Genomic DNA, 24,330 nt, shown 5'->3' on the forward strand with positions numbered 1-24,330 from the left:
CCTGCGACTTACGCAACGGGTCCAGGATTCGTGCCCGGTAGTTCCGGAGCAATCCGCAAAGCAACACAGGATACGAGTCATGGACACAACAGAACGCCAGCCCCGGAAACAGGGCTGGCGTTTTGTTTTGCTGGCGTTGGTCCTTGCGATCGCCATCAGTGGCCTGGTCCGTTCACTCTGGGTGGACGTCTACTACATTCCTTCCGAATCCATGGAGCCTCTCCTGATGACGGGCGACCGGATACTGGTCTCCCGCTCCGATTTCAGCGTCGAACCGATCCGGCGTGGCGACGTCGTGGTCTTCGATGGCCGCGGTTCATTTGCGCCGCTGAGCAGCGGCAAGGGTCCCTTCGTGGATGCGGTCAACGCAGCCGGGCAGTGGTTTGGGCTGATGGGCAGTGATACCACGTACGTGAAGAGGGTCATAGGCGTCCCCGGGGACCATGTTCAGTGTTGCGATGCCACCGGCCACCTCACAGTGAACGGTCAGGTACTTGAGGAACCCTATCTATACCCGGGTGACGAACCCAGCACACAGAAGTTCGACGTCGTCGTGCCGCGCGACCGTCTCTGGCTGATGGGCGACCACCGTTCACGTTCTGCCGACTCCCGCGGGCTGCTGGGCGCGCCGGGCGGAGGCATGGTTCCCATGGAACGGGTTATCGGAAGGCCGGTCCAGATTATCTGGCCACTTGATAGATTTACAGGGATGCCTCGCTCTCCGCAGGCCGAAACATCATCGAAGAACGGACAGTAGATGCCGGACAAAGCTCCCGGGACACCCGAGCGGTACGACGACGACGCGCGGCTCTCGGACGAAACGGCAAGTACGGACGGGGCTGCGGAGACCCGGGCCGAGGCAGAAAAGCCGACCAGGAACCCGGTCATGGTTTGGGTCCGGGAGATCCTCACTGTTGTGGCGATTGCGCTGGTGCTGTCCTTCCTGCTGAAGACGTTCCTCTTCAAGGCTTTCTTTATCCCCTCGGAGTCCATGGAAAGCACGCTGGATGTCCAGGACCGGATCTTCATCAACCTGCTGGTTCCCGGGCCATTCGACCTCTCGCGCGGGGACGTGGTGGTCTTCAAGGACACCCAAGCGTGGCTGCCGCCTGTCGTGCAGAAGCCTGCCGGCCCCATGGACTGGGTGGGAGACACCCTTGAATTCGTGGGCCTGGCTCCGGACGCCAGCGAGCAGCACCTGGTCAAGCGGATCATCGGGCTCCCTGGCGATCATGTCAGCTGCTGTGATGCGCAGGGACGCGTCAGCGTCAACGGGGTGGCGCTCGATGAAAGCTACGTCAATCCTGCCGAAACCCCCTCTCCCCAAACCTTCGACGTCGTTGTTCCCGCGGGTAAAGTGTGGGTTATGGGCGATAACCGCAACCACTCTGCGGACTCCCGGGCCCACCAGGAAACCAACGGCGGATTCGTAAACATCGAAGACGTTGAGGGTAAGGCGACCGTCATCGCTTGGCCCATCAACCGGTGGACCATCCTGGACAATTACCCGGAAGTCTTTCGTAACGTCCCACCAGCAACCCCCGCACAGTAGATGGCAACGACAACAACAGGTCCCAAGGCCAAAGGCAAGACCCCGCCCAAAGGCAAGGCCTTACCCAAAAGCAAAGCAAAGACCAAGAGCCCCCTTGGGTTTCCCACGTTGGATGTGGAGAGATCCTTCCTCTCCCAGGGTGTGCGCCTGCTTGCCGGTGTGGATGAGGTAGGTCGCGGTGCTTTGGCCGGACCAGTCAGCGTGGGAATCACGGTGGTTGACCTGGCTGAGCATGGCCTCTTGGCGGACGTGCGCGACAGCAAACTGCTCAAGCCCGAGGACCGGGACCGCTTGGAGCCCTTGGTTCGTGAATGGGCCTTGGCCTCAGCCGTGGGCCACGCCTCCTCACAGGAAATTGATGAGATCGGCATCATTGCCGCCCTGCGCCTGGCCGGCACGCGGGCCTGGTGTGAAATCCTCGACGCCGGCACCACTCCTGACCTGGTGCTGCTGGACGGCAGCCACAACTGGCTCTCACCGGACGTCCAGGCATCGCTCTTTGACCCGGCACCGACCGGTCCACTGTGCGAAGCCCCTGTGCATACCCGGGTCAAAGCCGACATGAGTTGCCTTAGCGTGGCGGCGGCCAGCGTTTTGGCCAAGGTGGCCCGCGACCGCATCATGGTGGATCTGCACTCGGAGCTGCCCGCGTACGGCTGGAATGTGAACAAGGGGTATGCCACCGCAGCCCACCGTGACGTTATCCGCCTCCAGGGTCCCAGTGCTTACCACCGCACCAGCTGGCACTTGACTGGAGCCGTGGAGGAATAACTCCTGCCAGTCGTGCAGCTGTTGTGTACTTGGCGCGTACCCACCAGGAGATAGTGCAAGATGGAACTATGAGTGCCGAGGACCTTGAAAACTATGAAACCGACATGGAGCTGCAGCTCTACCGTGAATACCGGGACGTAGTTGGTCTGTTCAGCTACGTTGTCGAGACTGAGCGACGGTTCTATCTGGCCAACCATGTCGATCTCCAAGCCCGCAGCGCGGACGGTGAGGTTTACTTCGACCTGACTTTGCAGGACGCGTGGGTCTGGGACGTTTACCGCTCGGCGCGCTTCGTCAAGAACGTCCGTGTGATCACCTTCAAGGACGTCAACGTCGAAGAACTGCCCCGCAGCGAAGACCTTGCGTTGCCCAAGGATGGCGGCCTGGGAGACCTTGGAGATCTCGGGAACTAGGGGAGTTTCGGCCGGCACTGTTCCTCCACAGCCTGCGATTCCGGCCGGTTTACGCACATAGCAGCAGGCCGCCCTGCCACGGTCCGCGTCCAGCCGGAAGGCTGGACAGTGGAGGTGATGGCCATGAGGGCAAAAGACCTGCTGGGCCAATATGGCGAGGCATTGGCGGCGGATTTCCTGGCGGACCAGGGGATGCGGATCATTGATCGCAACTGGCGGTGTCCCGAAGGGGAAATCGACATCGTTGCGATTGACGGGGACACCTTGGTGGTGGCCGAAGTCAAAACCCGGAGGAGCCTGGACTTTGGGCATCCATTCGAGGCGGTAGGAACGGCCAAACTGGCACGGCTCCATCGGCTTGTCTCGTCCTGGTGCCGCGCCCACGACTTCAGGGCACAGCGTCAGCGTGTTGACGTGGTGTCGGTGGTCGACAACGGCTTCGGTGATCCCGTTCTTGAACACCTTCGGGGTGTTGGGTAGTGGGGGTGGGTCGCAGCTATTGTGTCGCGCTGGTGGGCCTGAACGGCTACATCGTTGAAGTGGAGGCCGATATCGGCCAAACACTTCCCAACTTCGTTATTCTCGGCCTTCCCGACGCTGCCTTGAACGAGGCGAAGGAGCGAATCCGCTCGGCCGCGCAGAACTCCGGGATACCTCTGAGCCGCAGGAAGATCACGGCGAACCTCATTCCCGCTTCACTTCCGAAACGTGGCTCGGGGTTCGACCTCGCGATCACTATGGCAGTGCTGAGGGCCGCCAACGACATCAGATCCATCGACGGAACAGTGTTCATCGCTGAGCTTGGCCTGGACGGCAGGCTGAGGCCGGTCCGTGGAATGTTGCCCGCGGTGATGGCCGCCGTCCGAGCCGGCTATCCGGACATCGTGGTGGCTGAGGCGAATGTTGCGGAGGCTGCGCTGGTGCCCGGAGCGAACGTCCGCGGGTACAGAACGTTGGCCCGGCTCGCGTACGACTTTGGTGCAGACCCGAAGGACCTCGTCCTGGGCTATGACCCCGTGGATGAGGACGCCCCTGGCCCGCACGTCGATGGCCTGGTCATGACACCCGACCTTTGCGATGTCTCTGGGCAAGGCGAAGCGCGGCGGGCTCTGGAAGTCGCTGCTGCCGGGGGACACCACATGCTGCTGACCGGCCCGCCGGGAGCCGGCAAGACGATGCTGGCCGAGAGACTTCCTGGATTGTTGCCGGACCTGTCGGATACGGCGGCAATGGAGGTGACCGCCATCCATTCCTTGGCCGCGGTCCAGGCCTCTGCCGTTCGGTTGGTCCGGCGGCCGCCTTTTGAGAATCCGCACCACAGTGCAACGGCTGCGGCCATCATCGGTGGCGGTTCGGGGCTTCCACGCCCCGGCGCCGCCTCACGTGCCCACCGGGGCGTGCTGTTCCTTGACGAGGCTCCGGAGTATGAACGACGGGTGCTGGACGCCCTCCGGCAGCCACTGGAGAGTGGCGAGCTGGTCATCCACAGGTCAGCTGGCACCGCTGCCTATCCTGCACGCTTCCAGTTGGTACTTGCCGCCAATCCTTGTCCCTGCGGCAAAGCTTCCGGAAAAGGGCTGGAGTGTACCTGCACGGCGATGATGCGACGCCGCTACTTCGGAAGGATGTCAGGCCCGCTGCTGGATCGCGTCGATATTCAACTGCAAGTGGAAAGGGTGTCCTTGGCGGACTTCGGTAGCGCCGGGAAAGAAGAAGACACAGGCACGGTCGCAGGGCGGGTGCTGGCGGCCAGGGAACGGCAGTTGCTTCGACTGCGGGATTTCGGGCTCGAGACCAATGCGCAAGTCCCTGGACGTACACTCCGGGGCCAACTTCGGTTGTCCCCGGGAACCACACGGATCCTGGACACCGCATTGGAGCGGGGAGTCCTGACGGCGCGGGGCTACGACCGCGTCCTGAGGCTCGCGTGGACGCTTGCGGATCTTGACCGGAGCGACAAGCCCGATGATGACCACATTGGGCAGGCGCTGGGCCTGAGAGAGGCTGCGGGAGCGGCATGAGCACCATGCATTCGAACGGGAAACGGGAGTGGCAGGAATGAACGAGCAGGACAAGAACAGGACTGCCCGTGCAGCACTGGCGCGGCTGATGGAACCCCAGGACTCCGTGGGCCTGGCCCTGGTCCAGGTAGCGGGGGCTGTTGACGCGCTGGGCGTTGCAACAGGGGAACTTCGGACTGGACCTGCCTTGGAACAGGAGATCTCCGCGGTGCTCCGCGACGCGGGAGGACCTGCAAGCTGGCCGGGGCTCCAGGACAGTCTCAAGCGATGGGCACCGCGTGTTGCCGACTTGGCTCCAGAACGGGACTTGGAGACCATGCGGCGGCTTGGGGGCCGTTTGATCATTCCCGGAGATGACCTCTGGCCGGAACAGTTGTCCGATCTTGGCCTTCAGGAACCCCTTTGCCTGTGGTGGCGGGGGCACGAACAGGAGCTGCCGTCAGCACCCCACTCCATCGCGCTGGTGGGTTCCCGTGACAGTACCGGCTACGGTGCATCGGTCACGGGAGACTTCGCTTATGGACTGGCCCAGCGGGGCTTCACCGTAGTCTCCGGCGGGGCCTATGGCATCGACGCCCACGCGCACCGCGGAGCACTCAATGGAGGAGTAGCCGGATTGCCCACCATCGCGGTCATGGCCGGGGGAGTCGACCGCTTCTACCCCTCCGGGAACGAGGACCTCCTGCGGGCGGTCTGCACCCAGGGAGCTGTTATTTCGGAAGTTCCCCCGGGTTCGGCCCCCACACGGTACAGATTCCTGCAACGGAATTGTAAAATATATGTATTGGCTGCCAAGAGGCACTCGGGGTAGCTACATATTTGAGGAGTGTCTGAAAATGAATGGAAGTATGATGTGGCGCTGTCGTTCGCGGGCGAGCAGCGGAGCTACGTCCAAAAGGTTGCGCGTCCCCTGCAAAATGTCGGGGTGAGGGTCTTCTTCGACGAGTTTGAGAAGGTAGATCTGTGGGGAAAGAACCTTTACGACCACCTGGACGAAATCTACAGTCGAGCTAGCCGATACTGTGTCCTCTTCGCGTCGGAAGCGTACAAGCGCAAGGTCTGGACCGACCACGAGCGGCAATCTGCTCAAGAGCGTGCCATTAAAGAAAAGGGCGAGTACATACTGCCCGTCAAATTCGATGACACAAAGATCCCTGGCCTGCGAGACACCATTGGCTACATCGATGCCAACACTACGACGCCTCTCGAATTGGCGCGCCTTATCGTCCAAAAGCTGGGCCCCCGGAAGCCAGAGCCGGGAATGCCAGCTAACCCAGATGTTTTGCTTGAGATGCTGACCTATGAGCCTAAAAAGCGAAAGGCTCAACGTCGAGCCATCGTCGAGATCGCTCACGACTTCTACGAGGCGCTAGAGCGCATGAACAAGGACGAACGTCGTGCAGTAGGGGCTACTCTGCTTCACGGGTGTGGTGGCGAGCTGCCTGAGTACACGCATATCTCCCTGGACAAACTTAGCCGAATAACTGGTATGACGGCCGACAAGCTCCTCACCGCACTGACTAAGATCCGTTCGCTAAACTTCCAAGTGGTGTCCGGAAACCCGGCAGACATACACGAAGCAGACGACGGTGCACTCATCCCCGACGATCAGGACATTCGGCTTTCCTTCTGGTCCGCCGCTGACCGATTCCAGAAGGCCAATGAGGTTGTCTTCGCAGCGACGAGGCAAGCAGTGGCCGGCGAATGCTCTGATTGTTCCCTGGAAACCTTTGAGCAACTAGACTTTCACCGCCTGACCAAGACCTTCAAGGAAGGTTTTGACCTGCCCTGCGGCGACGACGAGGGCGACGAGGACAAGAGTGCTGTCCCATCCGGTATGGGAGACCTAAAGGCTGGAGCCTGACGCATCGGTGGAAGCGCCCTCAAGGGTGAGACCGACTGTCGCGACATTTGCAGTACCTCCCTTTTGAGGCCCGAAGGTTACCGTGGCGAGTTCTGGGATGACTCCGGCGCCTTTAGTGGGACGAGGCGTAAGCGCTCGTAACTCACTAACTGACCAGCATTTATCCCGTTTTTCGCCAAAAAGCTGACGAGTACTAACTGGGCGCTGACAAGGCACGGCCGCTTCGCGGTCGCGAGGGCATCCCTCAAGCCGTTCTCGGCGAGGTCATGGGCCAGTGCCCAGGAGTTTGAGGTCAAGGTCAGAGTGCCAGAAGCTGGCACATCGGCAAGGGTAAAAACGAGTTCGATGCTTGGTTCAATGGGCTTACGTCTATGGGGCGCCCACAAAACTACGCGCTCCTTTAGGGCATCCGGACCAGACACGACAATTTGTACGGGTGAATCCACTTTAAATACTTGGACTGTGGCGCCCTCGGCTGTGGTTACTTCCATGTTCATTACCCTCCTTCTTGCAGTAGTTGGGATGCTAATCCGTGACTCTACGGGCGAAGCGGGTCGGGTAAGCTCTCGCTGGAAGTATAGGCTTTGTGCACATCAAGGGGATGAACGGGATCAAGAGTCTGCAGGAAGCTTGGAAACAAGCGCAACAGGATGGATGGTCCATCGGTCAAACTCCAAGCCTGACCGTCTTGCGTACCGAAGCGAGACGCGAGAAGTGGCAAGAAGTGGAAAACCGAACGGGGCAAGGAACTACTACCGTGCTTCGTCCCACTTCGCAGTCGGCTGCGCCTTATCCACGTTCAATCAGCGCCGCGTACGGGCTCGATGAGCAACCGCTTCATGTGGACGGTGCACACTTCCCCGATCCTCCTGACGCCGTGCTTCTATTCTGCGAGGCGCCGAATGAGACACCTACAAACGTCCTCAGCATCAAAGAGATGGACCTTAGGCTCGTCAGCGCTGGGAAATATCTTCCATCCGAGTACCTTCGGCATGGAATCTTCATCGTGGGAAGCGGGCCCGCTGCTTTTTTGGCTCCAGTCTTGGAAGATCGAAGGCTCCGATATGATCCAAACGTGATGGAACCTGCGGACGAAAGGGCGCGGGATGCGGCTGAGTACATGCGATCGCTTCAGGACAAGGCCACCCCTGTCCAATGGTCCCTTCCGAATTCGTATCTCTTGATAGCGAATCGCCGGGCCCTTCATGGACGAGCGAAGGTGGACGAAAGCGATGTTGCTCGTGAAGTGACGCGGGTCGCCTACAGAATTGGAGCCCGGGCGTGAGCCATCAGTCGTACGATCACGAGGCGCTCTGGCTGAAAGCGAAACTTTTCATCAGCCGTGCCATGGACGATCGGAACCCCCAGTCCTTCGATGAGCAAGCCTTGTGGGCGTCACTGGCCCTCGAATTGCTCGGCAAGTCCGCGTTGGCAAGGATATCGCCGCTACTTATCGCCGAGCCAACCGAGGAAGGAAAGAACATCCTTGCCGCACTAGGAATCGGCGAGGGGGACGGCAAGTTTACGACCGTAAAGGCGTCGACGGTCTTTAAGAGGTGCAAACGCGCATTCCCGACGTTTGATCTCGCCCTGGCCACGGACATATCGAACGCGCGAAATGAGTACCTTCATGGCGCGGGCGTTGGATTTGGAGGCCAAACTCCTGATAAGTGGTGGCAGAGGTTTTGGAGTTGCGCCAGTACGTTGATTACTGGGCAGGACAGGACTATCGACCAACTGGTGGGTTTCCGCCGCGAAAGGATCGTGGAAAAATTCCTTGAACAGAACCAGCAGTACATGCAGGAGCGATATGACGCGCTCGTGCACCGGGCCCGACAGCGATTCGGGCAACATGCTCGGGGAGATTTGTCCGAGAAAATGCGGAAAGCGTGGAAGACGCCATACCAATTGTCGGCGGGCCTGAGTTACGCAGAGAGCGCTACGTGTCCGGCGTGTTCGAGTTCGGGACTGCTTGAAGCCGAGGAAGTGCAAGATGAGCGAACCGACGGCTATTATGACTCGAGCACTGGAGAATATGATTCATGGGGTGCAGCCGATGCGCTGCCAGACCACTTCTCCTGTTCGGAATGTCAGCTGGTCCTAGACGAGCCCGCTCTCCTGGAATTGGCAGGACTCCACGAACCATTCGAGGTCCAAGGCGACGAATTCCTTCTATCAACAGAGGGTGAATACGGAAACGACTAGTAAGCGGCATCGTGCACGTGTGGAAGTCAGCATTTCCTCATTCCCTGGGTAGGCAGTTCTTCTCCCCTTGACGAGGTATCCTCGCACAGTGAATATTTCAGCGTTAATGGCGTTGCAAGACTGGGGTTCCGTTCCTGACTGGCTTGCAGCTGTCGGAACTATAGGCGCCGTTTCTGTGGCTCTTTGGTTTGGACTCAGGGACAGCAAACGAGTCGCGGATGAGCGCAAGGAAGCGATGGCCGACCGGGAACTTTTCCGGCGACAACAACTAGCAGAGGCTGAGGCAAGAAAGCGGAGTCTGGCGGCCAAAGTGACTGTTATCTCCACCAAGTCACAGTCAGGCTTCCATCCGTCCATGGGGGAACCCCGGCAATTCGTCGATTGGAAGGTGCACAACGGCGGAGATGAACCGATCTCAATGGTGTCGGTCGTGCAAAGGCTTCGCCCTGGGGCGCCAGGAGCGGATACCTCTCCAACAGAGATCTGTAAGACGTGGCCCATGATCGAACCCGGTGGCTCCGAGAAGTTCCGCACTTCGATCTACCAGGATCCACAGGACTTTGAAGCGCAACGGGAGGTTCAGTTCACGGATGGAACGGGCCAGAGGTGGCAACGCAAAGAGTTCGGCACGCTGCGCCCGATAGAGCCAGGTGACCCCGAAGCGCTGAGCATGGTGTTCCTTCCCGCCTGAAACGGGCTTAGCGGACGTCCTCGTCGTCGAGCTCGATTCCGCAACGGCGGCACCGGGCGCCGCTGTTTGGTCCGAATTCGTGATCGGGACACTCTTCGGGCTCGTACGGGAAGGAGTCCTTCATTTGCTCGCTGACCATCATTGCCATTTCGAGCATCTGGGGATCCGTAATGAGGTAGCCATCCTTCGAGCGTTCCCAGAGCCCAGCGGAGACAAGCTCCATTGCCGTAAGTGTTGTCTCGGCTGAGATGTCGTTTAGATAGTCGTCGGATACGAAGCCGGGGTTTCCGCCGCGCAAACTGTTCATCATGCCAAAACTATGAAGTTGGAAGGCAGCGCGGGAAAGCACATGATCGTCTTTGTCCGCGCCTCCTGTCCCCTCTAGCCGTATGAATTGCGTGTGATCATCATCTTCAAAGTCGTTAACCATGCAGCCACCCTACTCTTTAGCTGCGACAGCGATTGAGACTCCTGGAAAGGAATTTGCTGGTCATGGGCGGTACTTTCTCCCGTCCATGTATACGGCGTACGTTGCGTCTGTGAGCGTCATGGTGGGAATGACGCAGTATTCAGTAGTGGCGGCCTGGAAGTCCTTGATCAGTGAGTCAGGGGGCATACCTGTGCCCTTATCTACCTTGTTCCGTCCGCTGGTGAGGATATCGGCAGCGGCGGCGAACTGCTGAGCAGGTGTCATGACTTTCAGCCAATCCGAGCAAGTGGTCTTGGAATAGGACTTTGTCCAGGTCTGCGTATATTTGTCGAGCTCGTCGACTGTCGGAGTGGCCGTAGCGCTCTTTGGCGGCACCGGCGCCGATGTGCCGCCGCAAGCGGTCAGCATCAGAACGGACACGGCCAAAGGCGCTAGCAGGTTCTTCATGATTCCCCCGGATCGGTTGGTGGTGTTATGCGTCACTCTACTCGTCAGCAGAACGCAGCTGGCTCCGGAGCGCCCGCCGACAAATGAGAAAAGGCCCCCCACGCAGCCTGGGAAGTAGGATCCTGGGCTGGCGAGAGACCTTTTGTTACAGGGGCTCCTAGCCGTTCTGTCGGCGAGATTCCCAACAAGAGCGGCGGGTGTTGAGCTTTGTGCAGCGGCGGCAAATCGAATTTCGTCGCCCTCCAGCTCGTCGCCGAAACTGGGACACGAAGCGCGGACCACACTGGGCGCATTCTTTGGTTTCAGGGACTACATTGATCTGATTCCTCTCTTACGGCTAGGGCTTTGGAGGGGTGGAAGTTGCGCGGGCGTGGGCTTCGGCGGTGCGCCGGATGAGGTTTGCCGCTGCTGCGACGTGCAGGGCTAGGGATGATTCCTGGCGAGTCGCTCGTGCGGCTTCCCAGCTCGCCCGGTGAAGCGGGAGCGCCTGGACGGCGATCACTGCTGCTCGTACGATTCCTACGGCGGCGACCTCGGCGGGGCTGAGTATCAGCGGGGCCACGGTAGCGAGCGACGCGGAGCGGAGGGGTGGGGTGGGAGCGGTCTTGCGTCGTGCCATTACTTGGACCACCGTGCACGGGCTGCTTTGCGGGCGGCTCGGGAAACGGAAGGGCGGACGCCGTTCTCGCCTGGCGCTTCGTCGTCTTCGAGTCGAAGGTCGAGAAGGCCGAGGAGGCGCACCAGGATTGTCCGCTGTTGGCGGGCCTCGGCGAGCAGGGGCGAGGGTTTTCCATTAACGACGGGCCCAGTTTTTCGGATCTCGTCCTCGATGATTCGGAGAGTGTCGATTGTTTCCGCACTCTGGAGCAATGCGGCTTGTTCCGGCAGCGATAGTTCGAACTCCTCGACGGCGGCCTTGTAAAGGGCGTGGCCAGCCGCGCCGAGATGGCTGGGAATGAGTTCAGTCATAAGATCTCCTCATGTGGGGTATTGGTCAAGAGGGCTGGTTGCAGCTGTGGAGTGGATTTATCGGCTCTGTCACCGGGGCGATTGCCGCGACATTGGTCGCGTTGCTCGTGCTTCGGCGTACAAACAGGCATCAGCGGGCGTTGGCCGAGGACGCCGCGAAGAAGCAAGCTGAGCTGGCGGAGAAGCAATTAAGCGAGCAGCGATCGAGCCTTGAAGCTCAGCTTCGTCAGCAACAGGAAGGCCTGAATCGGCAGCTGCGTGAACAACGTTTGGAAGCGCGCCGTGAGCGGGAAAGAGCCGCGATGGCTGTCATCGTGAGTGGGCTGACTGGTCTTCGGGCAGGGGCGAAACACCCCGACTTCGATCACCGGCCACACCTGGATCGTGTGACAGAGGGGATCCATCGTTGGCGTCTTGAAATTGGCACGAGCGGCGTTCTCGGTGAAGAGTTGGGCGCTTGGCCAGGCTTCCTATGGCTGGCGCATGATTACGTAAGGCGGTGCCGCCAGAACCATGAGCCGTACACCGAAGGCGCTGTGAAGCTTTACATTAGCTGCCTCGACTATCTACTGGATGCGTGCTTGAAATGGAGCGAGTCCGAGTCCGACGAGTACGGGGCCCTGGGGAACGACATGATCACTTTTCGTAACGACTTTGGTGAAAAGACCTTCAAACTGGAGAACCTGCGCCGGTAGACGCGCACTGTGTAACGGCCGGTAGGACAGCGCTCGCAACTCGGAAATCACGGCACGCACGCCTGGCCTGAGGCGCTATGCCTACCGGTAGAAGAAGAGGGGGCGGGGGAGGAGGTATGCCCCAGGGTCCAAGGCGCCGACTAGGCCGCTTGTTAGTGGTCATTCCTTCGACGATTGGCTCCGGCGCAACTGCGCGAGCTTCTGTTCGATTGCGTTATCGCCTCGGTCTGCTGGGCTTGGCTTCCGGTCCGCACCCCGGTTGCGGCACGTGACCACGACCGGTTTGGCATTCCTCGCTGGGTGGAATTTGCCGCACCCATCGGCGCATGGCACGACGTATCGGCTCGCCGGGATTGCTGACTGTTCTAGGGCCTTGGCCGTGATTTCGGCGGCCTCGGGTTCGGGGCGGCGGCTAATGCGCTCCGCGTGTTGCTGCGCCATTTGCTCGGTTAGCCGGGCGCGGATGTTCTCTAGGCGAATGTCTTGGGGGAGCGCTCGCCAATTCTTATGGGAGAACGGCTTGCGGAATGCGTTCGGCGCGATTCGATGATCGACGCCAGCGAATCGTGCCAGTCCGCTTATACGCTTCTCGACCTCACGGAGGACTGAGGCAGGGACGGGGGCGGCGGTGTTGGTGGGTTCCACGTTGGGATGAACGTTCTTTCTGTGAGGTGATGGGAACGCCGAGGGGCGCCGGATGCTGTGTTCCCGGTGCCCCTCGGGGGTTGTCTGGGGTCTGGCTGCCCCGGGTTTACCGGGCGAGTGCTGCCTTGGCGATAGCGTCCGGGTCGAAGCCGTTGCCGTTGGGGTCGAGATCGCGGGCACGCCGGGCCTTGATCACTTCGTAGAGGGCTTCGGGTGTCATCTCATCGGCTTGGGCTTGGCGCCGGATGCGTTCTTTGGTCGTTTCGTCGAGGTCGTCGAAGTTCTCGGGGAGCTTTGTCCGGCGCTTGGCGGCCTTGACGATTTCAGTGATGTTGTAGCGTTCCATGCTCAGATTCCTTTACGGCTTTCGAACGGGGGTGATTTCGAGCTGTGGGAGGGCGAGCTCGTTGAGGGGGCAGTGTCCATCAGTTCTCGGAGTTGCGGTCGATGATGTCCTGGCGGCGGCCGCGTTCGCGGCTGGCAGCTATGACCCGCTGCTCGACGGTACGGGCGCTCTCAAGGGCTTTTGCCTCGAGTTGTTCGGCCGTCAAAACTTCACCACCGTCGGCAACGACCTGCACTGACGCGGCGGGGAATTCGGAAACCATCTGGGTGACGAGCCACTGCGCTTGCCTTGCGCGGCCGTCGCGGTGGGCGTGGCGCTGAGTGTGCTGGTGATGTTCATGCGCCGAAGGTGAGCCCGCGCTGACATACAGCGCGTCGCGTTTCCGGAGGGCTTCTTCCAGTGCGGCGTGAGCTTCGAGGGCGGCCTCGTGGGCTTCAAGGGCGAGTCGGGCGGCCTGCCGACGGGTTCCGTCTCGGCGGGGGTTGGCGAAAACTGCCATGAGAAAGTCGAGCCCGCGAGCCTTGGCCAGCTGAGCATTTCGGCGGAGTTCCGCCTCGACTTGCGCGCGCCGAAGGACGATTTCGTCCTCGCGATCCTGGTCGTACTTGCGGGCTGGATGCTTAGAACCGCGCAAGTCGTACAGCTCACGCGAGAGCTTCCTTGCCTCAGCCTGGAGGGGTGCGGCTGCCGCGTTCTGGGCCTCGAAGGCTGCAAAGGCCTCGTCGGCGCCTGGGATTAGGGCGCGCTCCTCAGGTAGAGGGAGGCGGACGCCGTCAAAGGAGGCAAGTCCGTTGAGACTGTTCATATGGGCGGAAAGCTCGGATCGGCTGACGGTCAAGGGTGTTCCTTTCGGTGGGTTTACCGGCGCGGGGGATGACGCCGGAGGGCATAGGTGAGGCTCAGGCGCGCGGCTACTCGCCGAGGAGTCGGCGCGCGTCGCGGGAAAGTTGGGCGATCACCACTGGGTCGGCACCGTTGGCGAGAGCGACGCTTTGCTGGGCTAGGATTTCTCGTGCTCGGGCCACTCGGCTTGCTCGGTTCGTGCGGGAGCGGCGTTGGCGGCATCGCTCTGAGCATGTTTCGCGGCGGCCTGTGAGGGGCTGTTTTTTGCAGACTGGGCAGAGCATAGGGTCGCTCCTCTCAACGGGTCGGTTGTCAGGGCAATGTCACGGTTTTAGGCCTAAAAAGAGGCCGGTCGGTCTCGGGTAGCCGGCTTGGAAGCGAGGCGACGGGCGGAGCGCTCACCCGTTGGAAGCATGGCGGGGAGGCTCGACGCCTGTCGTGAGTGGCTGCTCTTCGTCCCCGAGGAGCCACGCGGGACAGTCGTGTCCCTACATATAGAGAGAGCCAGGGACGCTGTTTCTGCTCACGGGAGAGGGAACTTTTCTGGAAAGTTTCGCCGGGGAGGGCCGGTGGCCGGTGGCGGGCGTCGCCGTGGAAGGCTCATGACGGAACCATGACGAAATGACGGAAGAAGCGTCATTTCCTATTAGGGCTTTAAGAGAGAGAGTCTTTAAGGGGAGATAGAGAATGACGAATGAACCGTCATTTCGTCATCGTTTCGCCATGACGCTCGTAAGTTGTCCCTCCTCGGCGCCGTCACCGGCCACCTCGGCGCACGAGAAGGCCCCCGCCGATAATGGCAAGGGCCTTCAGAGCGTTTACACGCGTTCGTTATCTTCTTCGCCTGACGTGAGGCGCTCTTCCTCGGCGCGCACGGTCCTCTCGGCGTCAGTCAGGAGCCAGCGCCGATAGTCGGCGGCGTCAGGCTTGTATGTGAGTTCCATGGGAGGACCAGTGCCGTAGATCCTGTCGCTGGCGTGGTTTGCGTCCCTAATCGTCATAGCTCCTATCCGGCGCGTCGGGGTTCAAATGGGTGGCGAGCTTATGCTCGATCCAGACGCGAGAGATCTCCCTTCCTGAGCGAACCTCAATATAGAGGAGAGCCCTCACGATCTCGCGTTGCTTGTCGAGGTCGAGCTCGTTGAAGCGAGCCAGGACTGTCTTTTTCATGTCCGCGAACTCGGCCATGTTGACTTCGGATTTCACTAGAAGGCCGTGGGCTATGTCTAGCAAAGCGGAAGCCGCGCCTTTCTCAGACCTTGCTCGATCGAGTTCCTTTTCGATCGATTCCCTCGCTGCCTTCAACTCCATCAGGCGGGCGCGGGCGATGGTCTGAGGTATGAGTCCTTCGTCTCGGTCCGCAAGGGTAGAGGCTACGTGAGCGACGTTCTTCTCATGAGCGGCAATCAGTGCGGGAATATTTGACCCATTAGGCGACGCCGGGAAAAGTCCGGAGCCGCCAGTGATGAAGGCTTTGGCGATTTCATCGAGAACGAGGGGTTCGACGATCTTTTTCAAGATGGAGACGTGTGAAAGATCTGCCTTGCATAGGTAGGAGCGCATGTAGGTCATGGGCGTTCCACACTCTCCGCAGTGCATCAAACCGGACAGGAGATGTCGGGGCTTGGGGCCCGGGCTCGTTTTCCTTGCAGGATCGTTGAGGATCGCGACAACTTCGGCGGCCAATTCTGTCTCGACGATGGGAATTACTGAGTCGGATTCAATCACCGCGCCCAGATGGCGAACGCGGCCGGTGTAGTGAGGATTCTTCAGTATGTCGGTGATCCGTCGAGCGCTCCATTCCTTGCCAGGCGACGGACTGATGCCCTCGGCCTCCAGCCATTTGACGGCGGATCTGAGAGACCCTCCTTCCGCTACGTGTGTGAAAAGGCGGCGGACGATCACCGCTTCCGGCTCCCGGGGCGTGATCCCATCGCTTTCGTAGCCATAACGCCGACGGCCCGGAATGGGGCGACCGCTGGCAGCGCGGGACTCGTTGGCACGCTTTTGGCGCTCGCTCTTGCGGCGGACCTCGAAGCGGGCGATTCCGGCGAGCATGGTTGCGCGGAATTCGCCGTCGGCCGTCGTGAGGTCAATTTCGCCGTCGACGGTGAGCACGCGGGCGCCGGAGTCAGCAATGGCGATCATGTCGCGCGGAGAACGCAGGAGCCGATCAATGTCGACGGAAACGACTACGTCGCCCGGTTCGAGTTCCGAGAGCATCTGGTGCCACGCGGTGCCGGGGCCTCGCTCTTTAGCAGCGCTCGTATCGTTGTCTTCGTAGATCTTTCCCACGCCCCAGCCACGAGCCTCGATGAGGGCAGTGCAGCGCTTCTTCTGATTGGCGATACCTTCCGCGACGTCCTCGGACTGGCGGGCATAAATCGCCGCGATAGTGTGTAAACGGGTCATGCTTCTAATCGTAGTTTCTGTCAACGGAACCGGCTCATTGCCGCCCTTGCCTCTGTCACCGTGGTGGTGGAGGCCCGGTGGCGTTCAGGGGCACTGAATACGGCGCATCATGCTGAGTCGATAGGTCGCGTGGTGGCGGCTGTTCCCGGGTCAATCCACAGCGCCAACTCGGCCGGCTGCCACCGCCTTCTCAGGGAAGGGGGAGCCGTGTGCGTGACGGACGTGGGGGAGATCGCCGAGCTCGCCGGAGCCATAGGTGAGTCCGACGCCGAGGACAAAGACGAGGCCGCGGCTGTCCATGATGGGTTGTCGCTGGAGGACCTTATTCTTCTGGATGCACTGCCCCTCCGCTCTTCCAGTTCCGTGGAAAAACTTTCCGTCGTAGCGGGTTTGAGTCCCGTTGCAGTTCGTGCCGGCCTTGGTCGTCTGGGGCTGTTGGGCCTGGCCGTTTCGGAACGGGGTGCATGGAAGCGTAGAAAGAGTGCTTAGCGACTTCGGTAGCCGGCATGTTGGTGCAGGCGCCGGACGACGACTGCTGGCAGAGTTGGAAGAGTGGACGGACGATCACTACCTGCAGCCCTGGCCGACGCAGTCGAGGGATTTCGTCGATACCTTGAGGGTGAGCGCGCCCGGTCGGCCCACACCGTACGTGCCTACACAGCCGATGTCGAGAGCCTTCTCGCTTTTGCAGTTGAAGAGGGGGTCCAAGACCTGGCCCAACTCGAGCTCGGGTCCCTTCGGCGTTGGCTCGGCGCCCAGAGTGAGGCGCGAATGTCCCGGGCTACGCTGGCCAGACGTGCGGCAACCGCCAGGTCCTTCACCGGCTGGGCGCTACGGGAAGAACTGATCTCCACCGACCCGGCGGTACGGCTGCAGGCGCCCAAGCGCAGCAAGTCTCTCCCCGGTGTTTTGCAGCAGCAACAGATCACCCGCATGGTTGATGACCTGAACATCGCCGCTGAAGACGGTGGTCCCATGGCCCTCCGTAACCGGGCCATGGTGGAGCTGCTTTACGCCACAGGTGTCCGGGTCGGCGAACTTGCTGGACTGGACATTGATGACCTGGACCCGGACCGACGAACCTTGCGTGTGCTGGGCAAGGGAAACAAAGAGCGCACTGTGCCGTATGGCGTTCCAGCTGCCCTGGCCGTGGATGACTGGCTAAGGCGGGGCCGACCGGCTGTGGCGGCTGCAGGAAGCGGGCCGGCGCTGTTTCTGGGCGTACGGGGCAACCGGGTCGATCCCCGGCAGATCCGCTCCGTGGTCCGCGAGTTGCTCCAGGCCCTCGGTGACACCTCGGCCACGGGCCCCCACGCGCTGAGGCATAGTGCGGCGACGCATCTTCTGGATGGAGGCGCCGACTTGCGTGCCGTCCAGGAAATCCTCGGCCACAGCAGCCTCGCCACCACACAGATTTACACGCACGTGTCCGTTGACCGGCTCAGGAGCAGCTATCAGCAGGCGCACCCTAGGGCCTGAACATGAACCCACCAGACACCGCACTGGCGGAAAGCAGCAGCGTACGGCAAAATAAAAGCACCACGGGGAAACCTTCAATTCACACTTGAGGGTTAGATCTGTGCCAAGATCGACAGCAGGACTACACAACTGAATAGCCTGTCAGGGCCCACATGAGTTTCATGGCATCCGGCAGCATCGGCAAACATCCAGGCAGAGGTCGTTGGGGAAGACGTACCTACAGCTATGGAGGATGGAATGTCTGTTGCAACAACCCGCGGTGTCTTGTTCGTGCACTCGGCCCCGACTGCACTTTGCCCGCACGTCGAGTGGGCCATCGGATCGGTCGTGGACAAGCGGACCGATCTTGAGTGGACCCCACAACCTGCTGCGCCCGGAATGTTCCGAGCGGAGCTTTCCTGGACCGGCGCTCCGGGAACGGGGGCACAATTGGCGTCGGCTCTTAGGGGCTGGGCACATCTCCGCTACGAGGTCACCGAGGAACCCAGCCAGGGAGTCGACGGTGCCCGCTGGTCGCACACGCCCGAGCTCGGAATTTTCCATGCCGTCACCGATGTGCACGGCAACATCATGGTGACCGAAGACCGTATCCGGTACGCGTACGAATCCGGCGCTGGAGATCCTTCCGCTGTTTACCACGAGTTGTCGTTGGCCCTGGGAGAGGCGTGGGACGAAGAACTCGAGCCATTCCGGCACGCAGCCGAAGGCGCCCCCGTGCGCTGGCTGCACCAGGTGGGCTGACAGCACCAAGTGGGCTGACAGCTCAGCCACGAGATACCCCATAGCAATGAAGAGGGCCCCACCAGATGGTGGGGCCCTCTTCATGTCAAGGACGAGGTCCTTGGGCAAGGCAAGCTTCAGACGTTTCGCACCGCAATGACGGCGTTGTGTCCGCCAAAGCCGAATGAGTTGCTCAGCGCGACGATGTCGCCTGTCGGCAGGTCGCGGACCGAGGTCACGACGTCGAGGGGGATCTCGGGGTCCTGGTTCTCGAGGTTGATCGTGACCGGTGCCTTGCGTTCGTAGACGGCCAGCACGGTCAGGACGGCCTCAACAGCGCCCGAGGCACCCAGGAGGTGGCCCATCTGGGACTTCGTGGCGGAGACCGCGATGTTGTCCACGTGGGAGCCCAGGGCGGCCTTGAGCGCCGTGTACTCAGGCTTGTCGCCTACCGGGGTGGAGGTAGCGTGCGCGTTGACGTGCACGACGTCTTCAGCCTGGATCCGGCCATCGAACATCGCAGCCTTCAGCGCCCGGGTGGCACCAAGGCCCTCGGGGTCCGGCGCAGTGATGTGATAGGCATCCGCCGTCACCGACGTTCCAGCGAGTTCTGCGTAAATGCGGGCGCCGCGCGCGATGGCGTGTTCCTCGGCCTCCAGGACAAGGGCGCCGGCACCTTCACCCATGACGAAGCCGTCACGGTCGAGGTCGTAGGGGCGGGAAGCGCGCTCCGGCTCGTCATTGCGGCGGGAGAGAGCCTGCATGGAAGAGAAGGCGGCCAACGGCATCGGGTGGATGGCCGCTTCGGCGCCACCGCATACCACTACGTCAGCTTTGCCGGACCGGATAAGGTCCAAACCAAGGTGGAGAGCCTCTGTGCCGGATGCGCAGGCGGAAACCGGCGTGTGGGCGCCGGCGCGTGCTCCCAGGTCGAGGCTGACGGCAGCCGCTACGCCGTTGGGCATGAGCATGGGCACAGTCATGGGCAGGACGCGGCGCGGGCCCTTGTCCCGGAGGGTGTCCCATGCATCCAGAAGAGTCCAGACGCCGCCGATCCCGGTAGCAAACGCCACTGCCAGGCGGTCGTGGTCGATCTCCCCGATTCCCGCGTCGGACCAGGCTTCGCGTGCGGCGATGACGCCAAACTGCGTGGAAGGGTCCATCCTCTTGGCCTCAACCCGGCTCAAGACCTCCAAGGCAGGCGTGGAGCACCTGGCAGCAAAGTGGACGGGGAGGTCGTATTTGGCGACCCACTCGTCTTCGAGGGTACGGGCGCCGGAGACCCCTTTCAGCGCGTTCTGCCACATTGTGGGTACGTCGCCGCCGATGGGAGTGGTGGCCCCCAGACCGGTTATGACTACTTTGCGTGCCATGCGATCACTCTCTGTCGGATCAGCCGTCCCGTTCGCTCTGAGCGCGGGCGGCAGGAAAACTTTGGGCGTTATTGCGGCTGTGCCGGGCGCAAGGGCTGGCGCCCCGGCCCGGCACAGCTGGTGTCAGGACTAGGCCTGTGCGTTGGCGATGAAGCTGACGGCGTCGCCGACGGTCTTCAGGTTCTTGACCTCTTCGTCGGGGATGCGGACGCCGAACTTCTCTTCAGCGTTGACAACGATCGTCATCATGGAGATGGAGTCGATGTCGAGGTCCTCCGTGAAGGACTTGTCGAGCTCGACGGCTTCGGTGGCAAGGCCGGTCTCTTCGTTGACGATTTCAGCCAGGCCGGCCAGGATCTCTTCGTTGCTAGCCATTGTTGGCTCCTTTTCTTGTTGTACCGGCTGCTGCCGGAAAGGGGGCAAACCGCGGTTACGGTTTGGGTTTGTCAGGAATATTCAGTTGGCTGGTGGCCGCAGTGGCCGGTCCAGTTCTACGGCAGGACGACAACCTGCGCGCCGAAGACCAAGCCGGCGCCGAAGCCGATCTGCAGGGCAAGGCCGCCACTGAGGCCAGGGTTCTCCTGGAGCAAGCGGTGGGTTGCCAAGGGGATGGAGGCTGCTGAGGTGTTTCCGGCTTGCGCGATATCGCGGCCGATTACCACAGACTCGGGAAGCTTCAGCTTCTTCACCATCTCATCAATGATGCGCATGTTCGCCTGGTGGGGAACGAACGCAGCGAGGTCACTGGCTTCGATGCCTGCAGCGTCCAATGCCTGCTGGGCTACCTTCGCCATCTCCCATACCGCCCAGCGGAAGACGGTCTGGCCGTCCTGGCGCAGGGTCGGCCACACATCCTGGGTTGCCGAAAGGATGGCGGGGTCGTCAATTTCGTCGGAGTGCCTGGCGGACTCGCCGAGCTTCTTGACGTCTTCAAGCGAGTGGGTCATGCCGATGGCGTCCCACTTGCTGCCGTCGGAGCCCCATACGGAAGGGCCGATGCCGGGTGTGTCGGAGGGGCCAACCACAACGGCGCCGGCTCCGTCACCCAAGAGGAACGAGATCGTGCGCTCGTGGTTGTCGATGACATCCGAGAGCTTTTCTGCGCCAACCACCAGAACGTACTCGGCCGCGCCGGAGCGGACCAGGGCATCAGCCTGGGCGACTCCGTAGCAGTACCCGGCACAGGCGGCAGAGATATCGAAGGCCGGTGCCGGCGTCGCGCCCAGTCGGTCGGTCAAAGCAGCCGCAGCCGAGGGGGTCGCGTAGGGGTGGGTGACGGTGGAGACGATGACGGCCCCGAGCTGTGACGCTTCGATGCCTGCCTGGGCAAGTGCTTCGCGGGCTGCGCCTTCGGCCATGTCGATAACGCTGACATCTTCGGCCGCGCGGTGTCGGGTAATGATGCCGGTCCGCTGCCGGATCCATTCATCGGAGGAGTCGATCCACTGGCATACGTCCTCGTTGGTAACGATGACATCCGGACGGTATGCGCCGATGCCCAGGATCCGGGAGTTCTCATTGACAGCGGCTTTGTTCAGTACCGGCGTGCTCATGCCTGTCCCTCCAGTTCAGCAAAGAGTGCGAGAGCCGCGGACAGGTCGTCCGGGGTTTTGACTGCGACGGTCTTGACGCCGGGCATCCCGCGCTTGGCCAGTCCGGCCAGGGTGCCGGCCGGTGCAAGTTCAATGACGCCGGTAACGCCGCGTTCCACCAGCGTTTCCATGCACAGGTCCCAGCGGACCGGTCGGGAAACCTGTGCAATAAGGCTTTCGACGGCGGCAGGTCCTGCCGTGACTTCCTTGCCGTCGTAATTGGACAGCAGGGGAACCGAAGGGCTCTTGGGCGACAACGAAGGCTTGAGGGCTTCAAGGGCACTGACTGCCGGTGCCATGTGGGAGGTATGGAAAGCGCCGGCTACCTTGAGCGGAATTACGCGGGCTTTGGCTGGCGGGTTGTCCGCCAAGGCCTGGAGCTGCTCGAAGGTTCCCGCGGCGACGGTCTGGCCGGCGCCGTTGACGTTGGCAGGGGTGGCGCCGGAGGCTTCGATTGCCGCAAGGACATCGGCGGGATCGCCGCCCACCACAGCACTCATGCCTGTTGGGGTCACTGCGGCTGCCGCGGCCATGCTGTTGGCCCGTTCGCGGACGAAGGTCATGGCCTCGGCTTCGGTGAGGACGCCGGCAAGGGCGGATGCCGTGATTTCACCCACGGAGTGGCCGGCGAGAATGACCGGCAGGGTGCTCAGCTCGACGTCGAACAGGGACTTCGCGGCCACGAGGCCCGCCGCGACGATCAGCGGCTGCGCGACGGCGGTGTCCTTGATGGTTTCTTCGTCGGAGGTGGTGCCATGGGCCTTGAGGTCAATGCCTGCGATCTCGCTCAGGGCGGCCACTTGGCCTTCGACGGAAGGGAGTTCCAGCCAGGGGGCCAAAAATCCGGGGGTCTGGGAGCCCTGTCCAGGGCAGACGATTGCAAGCACGTATCCAGCTTTCCAAATTGCCACGTGATCCACTGGTGTTTCGGTACACCAAGCTCACTGGGTCAGTTTGTAGGAAGTCTACAACGGTTCAGTTCTATGAACGTGACGCATGACGTTCGGGAACGGCTTTGGGCGGGGCCGAAAGCCGGCCTACAACCAGGGCCGTTTGGAGCACAAACGCCTCCCTTGGGAGCAGTGGATCCCAGCCTGTGACGTCGCAGACACGCTTCAAACGGTAGCGCACCGTGTTGGCATGGACGAACAGTTCCCGGGCTGTTGCTTCCAGGGAATGTCCCAATTCAAGGTATGTCCCAAGGGTCTCCACCAGCCCGTTCGAGGCCGCCAGAAGGGGTCGGTAGATGTTCTTGATCAGCGATCTCCGGGCAGCGTCATCGCCGGAAACCACCCGCTCCGGCAGCAGGTCGTCGGCGGCGACGGGCCGCGGGGCGGAGGGCCATGCGCGGGCCGCGGTGAGTCCAGCGAACGCGGCCTGGGCGGAGCTGCTTGCTTCCAGCAGTGATCCGGCTTCGGGGCCATACACCACGGCGCCTGGGGCGAAAAGTTCGCTGAGCTTCACGTAGGCCGTGTCCCGGTCCTGCACCCCACCCAGGATCAGGATGAGACGGTCACCCTGGATACCCACCAGCGCGTCCTCGGCGAACCGTCCTGCAGTGCGTCGCAGTTCGCTGACGTAGCTCGCGCTTGGTTCAGACGGGGAATTGCCCACCATGACGGTGAACCGCTCCTGCGCTTTCCAGCCCAGGGCCGCGATCCGGGACCGCAGGGCATCGGTGTTCTCGCCACGGAGGATGGCATCAACAATCAGCGCTTCCAGGCGTGTATCCCAGGAGCCGCGTGATTCTGCAGCGCGCGCGTAGACGTCCGCGGCAGCGAACGCCACCTCCCGGGAGTAGCGCAGGACGGCTTCACGCAGGGAAGGCTGGTCGGATTCCGGGGCTATGACGGGCACCTGGTCTTCGACCACTTCAACCACGATGCGGATCAGTTGCAGGGCCTTCTGCAGGCTGATGGAGCGGGTGAGCTCGGTGGGAGCGTTGCCAAACACATCGGTAAGGATCCAAGATGGCGAGCTGGGGCGCTCATACCAGGTGACGAAGGCGGCGATACCGTTCTGCGCGACCAGGCCCAGTGCGGAGCGCTCATCGGAACTCAGGCGGCTGTACCAGGGGAGTGACTTCTCCAGTTGACGCATCGTGCTGGTGGACAGTTGCCCGACGTTGGCGCGGAGCTGCCGCAAGGTCTCCGCTTTCTCCGGCGACAATGCCTGGGGCGCTGCCTTGCGCTTTGAAGTTGTTTTGGTGGGCTCTGCCATGGAATGAGCATACGGCCCCGCGGTGGGAAGCTCCATTTGTGCGAAGGCTACAACTGGCGTTGTCGCCCGTCACGTTCGGCCAGGCGTCACGAAGAGCGCTTAAAGCCCGACGGCGGTCCCCACCTTTGGTGAGGACCGCCGTCGCGGTTGGTGCTGGTGACGCGTGACGTCCCGGAAGGGGACTTAGGCGTCTCCGCCTGCTCCGCCGGTGGTGCCGGCGTTCACATCGAGGAGCCGGTACTTGTCGATCGCCTTTTCCACGGCACCTTCTTCAACTTCGCCCTTGGCGGCGAGGAGTTGGAGGGTTTTGGTGACGATGGAGTGGGTGTCGTTTTTGAAGTAGCGGCGGGCGGCTTGGCGGGTGTCGGAGAAGCCGAAGCCGTCTGCTCCGAGGGAGGCGAAGTCGTTGGGGATGTATTGGCGGATTTGGTCGGGGACGGCTTTCATGTAGTCGGAGACGGCGATGACGGGTCCGTGGTGGCCGGTGAGTTGTTCGGTGATGAACGGGGTTCGTGGGGGTTGGCCGGGGTTGAGGAAGGCGTGGTCGTCGGCGTCGAGTCCGTCGCGTCGGAGTTCGTTCCAGGAGGTCACGGACCAGATGGTCGCGGCGACGCCCCAGTCGTCGTTGAGGATTTTTTGGGC

Annotated in this window: 26 protein-coding genes and 2 pseudogenes; 14 read left to right on the plus strand and 14 right to left on the minus strand. The window is 61.7% G+C overall.

From position 1 onward, the window contains the following. Positions 1–79 precede the first annotated feature (79 nt). The 10 genes and pseudogenes from lepB (PQ627_RS07700) to PQ627_RS07745 all read left to right on the plus strand — a co-directional run bounded on the left by lepB (PQ627_RS07700) (position 80) and on the right by PQ627_RS07745 (position 9,517). Entirely contained in the window at positions 80–757 is a 678-nt protein-coding gene (gene lepB / locus PQ627_RS07700) for a signal peptidase I (protein ID WP_274259710.1), read from the plus strand. Further along, a complete protein-coding gene (lepB, locus tag PQ627_RS07705) occupies positions 758–1,552 on the plus strand; it encodes a signal peptidase I (protein ID WP_274259712.1) in 795 nt (264 codons plus the stop codon). Beyond that, the gene (locus PQ627_RS07710; protein ID WP_144659991.1) at positions 1,553–2,323 is read left to right on the plus strand and encodes a ribonuclease HII; all 771 of its coding nucleotides are present in this window, start codon (positions 1,553–1,555) and stop codon (positions 2,321–2,323) included. Between the two features lie 68 nt (positions 2,324–2,391). After that, entirely contained in the window at positions 2,392–2,736 is a 345-nt protein-coding gene (locus PQ627_RS07715) for a DUF2469 domain-containing protein (protein WP_018776202.1), read from the plus strand. Positions 2,737–2,850: 114 nt separating this feature from the next. Further along, complete coding sequence (locus PQ627_RS07720; protein WP_274259773.1) at positions 2,851–3,216, plus strand: YraN family protein; 366 nt, start codon at positions 2,851–2,853, stop codon at positions 3,214–3,216. Next, a complete protein-coding gene (locus PQ627_RS07725; RefSeq protein ID WP_274259716.1) occupies positions 3,216–4,757 on the plus strand; it encodes a YifB family Mg chelatase-like AAA ATPase in 1,542 nt (513 codons plus the stop codon). Before PQ627_RS07720 ends, PQ627_RS07725 begins: the two co-directional genes overlap by 1 nt. Before the next feature lie 37 nt (positions 4,758–4,794). Beyond that, positions 4,795–5,550 (plus strand): annotated as a pseudogene (locus PQ627_RS07730) (DNA-processing protein DprA); the annotation flags it as partial. Between the two features lie 33 nt (positions 5,551–5,583). Further along, positions 5,584–6,621, plus strand: coding sequence for a toll/interleukin-1 receptor domain-containing protein (locus tag PQ627_RS07735; protein ID WP_274259718.1), 1,038 nt, complete (start codon positions 5,584–5,586; stop codon positions 6,619–6,621). A gap of 1,281 nt (positions 6,622–7,902) precedes the next feature. Then, on the plus strand, positions 7,903–8,826 hold the full coding sequence (locus PQ627_RS07740) for a hypothetical protein (RefSeq protein WP_274259720.1): 924 nt from the start codon (positions 7,903–7,905) through the stop codon (positions 8,824–8,826). Between the two features lie 88 nt (positions 8,827–8,914). Beyond that, entirely contained in the window at positions 8,915–9,517 is a 603-nt protein-coding gene (locus PQ627_RS07745) for a hypothetical protein (RefSeq protein ID WP_274259722.1), read from the plus strand. 7 nt (positions 9,518–9,524) lie between these two features. On the opposite strand, the gene PQ627_RS07750 is transcribed toward PQ627_RS07745, so the two are convergent. The 4 genes from PQ627_RS07750 to PQ627_RS07765 form a co-directional block, all read right to left on the minus strand. Continuing rightward, positions 9,525–9,827 (minus strand): hypothetical protein, encoded by a 303-nt coding sequence (locus PQ627_RS07750; RefSeq protein ID WP_274259724.1) that lies wholly within the window; start codon positions 9,825–9,827, stop codon positions 9,525–9,527. Positions 9,828–10,007: 180 nt separating this feature from the next. Further along, positions 10,008–10,394, minus strand: a complete 387-nt coding sequence (locus tag PQ627_RS07755; protein ID WP_274259725.1) for a hypothetical protein — start codon at positions 10,392–10,394, stop codon at positions 10,008–10,010. A gap of 337 nt (positions 10,395–10,731) precedes the next feature. Next, entirely contained in the window at positions 10,732–11,013 is a 282-nt protein-coding gene (locus PQ627_RS07760) for a hypothetical protein (protein WP_274259727.1), read from the minus strand. Continuing rightward, positions 11,013–11,363, minus strand: a complete 351-nt coding sequence (locus PQ627_RS07765) for a hypothetical protein (RefSeq protein ID WP_274259729.1) — start codon at positions 11,361–11,363, stop codon at positions 11,013–11,015. Before PQ627_RS07765 ends, PQ627_RS07760 begins: the two co-directional genes overlap by 1 nt. 11 nt (positions 11,364–11,374) lie before the next feature. On the opposite strand from PQ627_RS07765, the gene PQ627_RS07770 reads away from it, so the two are divergent. Beyond that, positions 11,375–12,058, plus strand: a complete 684-nt coding sequence (locus PQ627_RS07770; protein WP_274259731.1) for a hypothetical protein — start codon at positions 11,375–11,377, stop codon at positions 12,056–12,058. A 751-nt stretch (positions 12,059–12,809) separates the two neighbouring features. Here PQ627_RS07770 and PQ627_RS07775 read toward each other — a convergent pair. The 4 genes from PQ627_RS07775 to PQ627_RS07790 all read right to left on the minus strand — a co-directional run bounded on the left by PQ627_RS07775 (position 12,810) and on the right by PQ627_RS07790 (position 16,304). Then, a complete protein-coding gene (locus PQ627_RS07775) occupies positions 12,810–13,049 on the minus strand; it encodes a hypothetical protein (protein ID WP_274259733.1) in 240 nt (79 codons plus the stop codon). A 79-nt stretch (positions 13,050–13,128) separates the two neighbouring features. Beyond that, on the minus strand, positions 13,129–13,887 hold the full coding sequence (locus PQ627_RS07780; protein ID WP_274259735.1) for a hypothetical protein: 759 nt from the start codon (positions 13,885–13,887) through the stop codon (positions 13,129–13,131). An 823-nt stretch (positions 13,888–14,710) separates the two neighbouring features. Then, positions 14,711–14,893 (minus strand): hypothetical protein, encoded by a 183-nt coding sequence (locus tag PQ627_RS07785; RefSeq protein ID WP_274259737.1) that lies wholly within the window; start codon positions 14,891–14,893, stop codon positions 14,711–14,713. Next, positions 14,883–16,304 carry a recombinase family protein gene (locus PQ627_RS07790; RefSeq protein ID WP_274259739.1) on the minus strand — a complete coding sequence of 474 codons (1,422 nt, stop codon included), beginning with the start codon at positions 16,302–16,304 and terminating at the stop codon, positions 14,883–14,885. The genes PQ627_RS07785 and PQ627_RS07790 overlap by 11 nt, the downstream gene beginning before the upstream one ends. 12 nt (positions 16,305–16,316) lie before the next feature. On the opposite strand from PQ627_RS07790, the pseudogene PQ627_RS07795 reads away from it, so the two are divergent. The 3 genes and pseudogenes from PQ627_RS07795 to PQ627_RS07805 form a co-directional block, all read left to right on the plus strand. Next, positions 16,317–16,793 (plus strand): annotated as a pseudogene (locus PQ627_RS07795) (DNA-processing protein DprA); the annotation flags it as partial. Positions 16,794–16,856: 63 nt separating this feature from the next. Further along, a complete protein-coding gene (locus tag PQ627_RS07800; RefSeq protein ID WP_274259741.1) occupies positions 16,857–17,783 on the plus strand; it encodes a tyrosine recombinase XerC in 927 nt (308 codons plus the stop codon). 237 nt (positions 17,784–18,020) lie between these two features. Continuing rightward, positions 18,021–18,524, plus strand: a complete 504-nt coding sequence (locus PQ627_RS07805) for a DUF3145 domain-containing protein (protein ID WP_018776197.1) — start codon at positions 18,021–18,023, stop codon at positions 18,522–18,524. A 116-nt stretch (positions 18,525–18,640) separates the two neighbouring features. Here the strand turns inward: PQ627_RS07805 and PQ627_RS07810 are convergent, their stop codons facing one another. The 6 genes from PQ627_RS07810 to PQ627_RS07835 all read right to left on the minus strand — a co-directional run. After that, a complete protein-coding gene (locus PQ627_RS07810) occupies positions 18,641–19,876 on the minus strand; it encodes a beta-ketoacyl-[acyl-carrier-protein] synthase family protein (RefSeq protein WP_274259743.1) in 1,236 nt (411 codons plus the stop codon). Positions 19,877–20,005: 129 nt separating this feature from the next. Beyond that, on the minus strand, positions 20,006–20,251 hold the full coding sequence (locus PQ627_RS07815; RefSeq protein WP_011692310.1) for an acyl carrier protein: 246 nt from the start codon (positions 20,249–20,251) through the stop codon (positions 20,006–20,008). 116 nt (positions 20,252–20,367) lie between these two features. Beyond that, complete coding sequence (locus PQ627_RS07820; protein WP_144659997.1) at positions 20,368–21,429, minus strand: beta-ketoacyl-ACP synthase III; 1,062 nt, start codon at positions 21,427–21,429, stop codon at positions 20,368–20,370. After that, positions 21,426–22,355 (minus strand): ACP S-malonyltransferase, encoded by a 930-nt coding sequence (locus PQ627_RS07825; protein WP_274259751.1) that lies wholly within the window; start codon positions 22,353–22,355, stop codon positions 21,426–21,428. The genes PQ627_RS07820 and PQ627_RS07825 overlap by 4 nt, the downstream gene beginning before the upstream one ends. Before the next feature lie 94 nt (positions 22,356–22,449). After that, the gene (locus PQ627_RS07830; protein ID WP_144659999.1) at positions 22,450–23,688 is read right to left on the minus strand and encodes a PucR family transcriptional regulator; all 1,239 of its coding nucleotides are present in this window, start codon (positions 23,686–23,688) and stop codon (positions 22,450–22,452) included. Between the two features lie 183 nt (positions 23,689–23,871). Then, on the minus strand, positions 23,872–24,330 hold a 459-nt coding region (locus PQ627_RS07835), incomplete at its 5' end, for a transketolase-like TK C-terminal-containing protein (RefSeq protein WP_443192747.1).

It is taken from the genome of Paenarthrobacter sp. AB444 (genome assembly GCF_028736865.1).
GTDB classification, from domain to species: Bacteria; Actinomycetota; Actinomycetes; order Actinomycetales; family Micrococcaceae; genus Arthrobacter; species Arthrobacter nicotinovorans_B.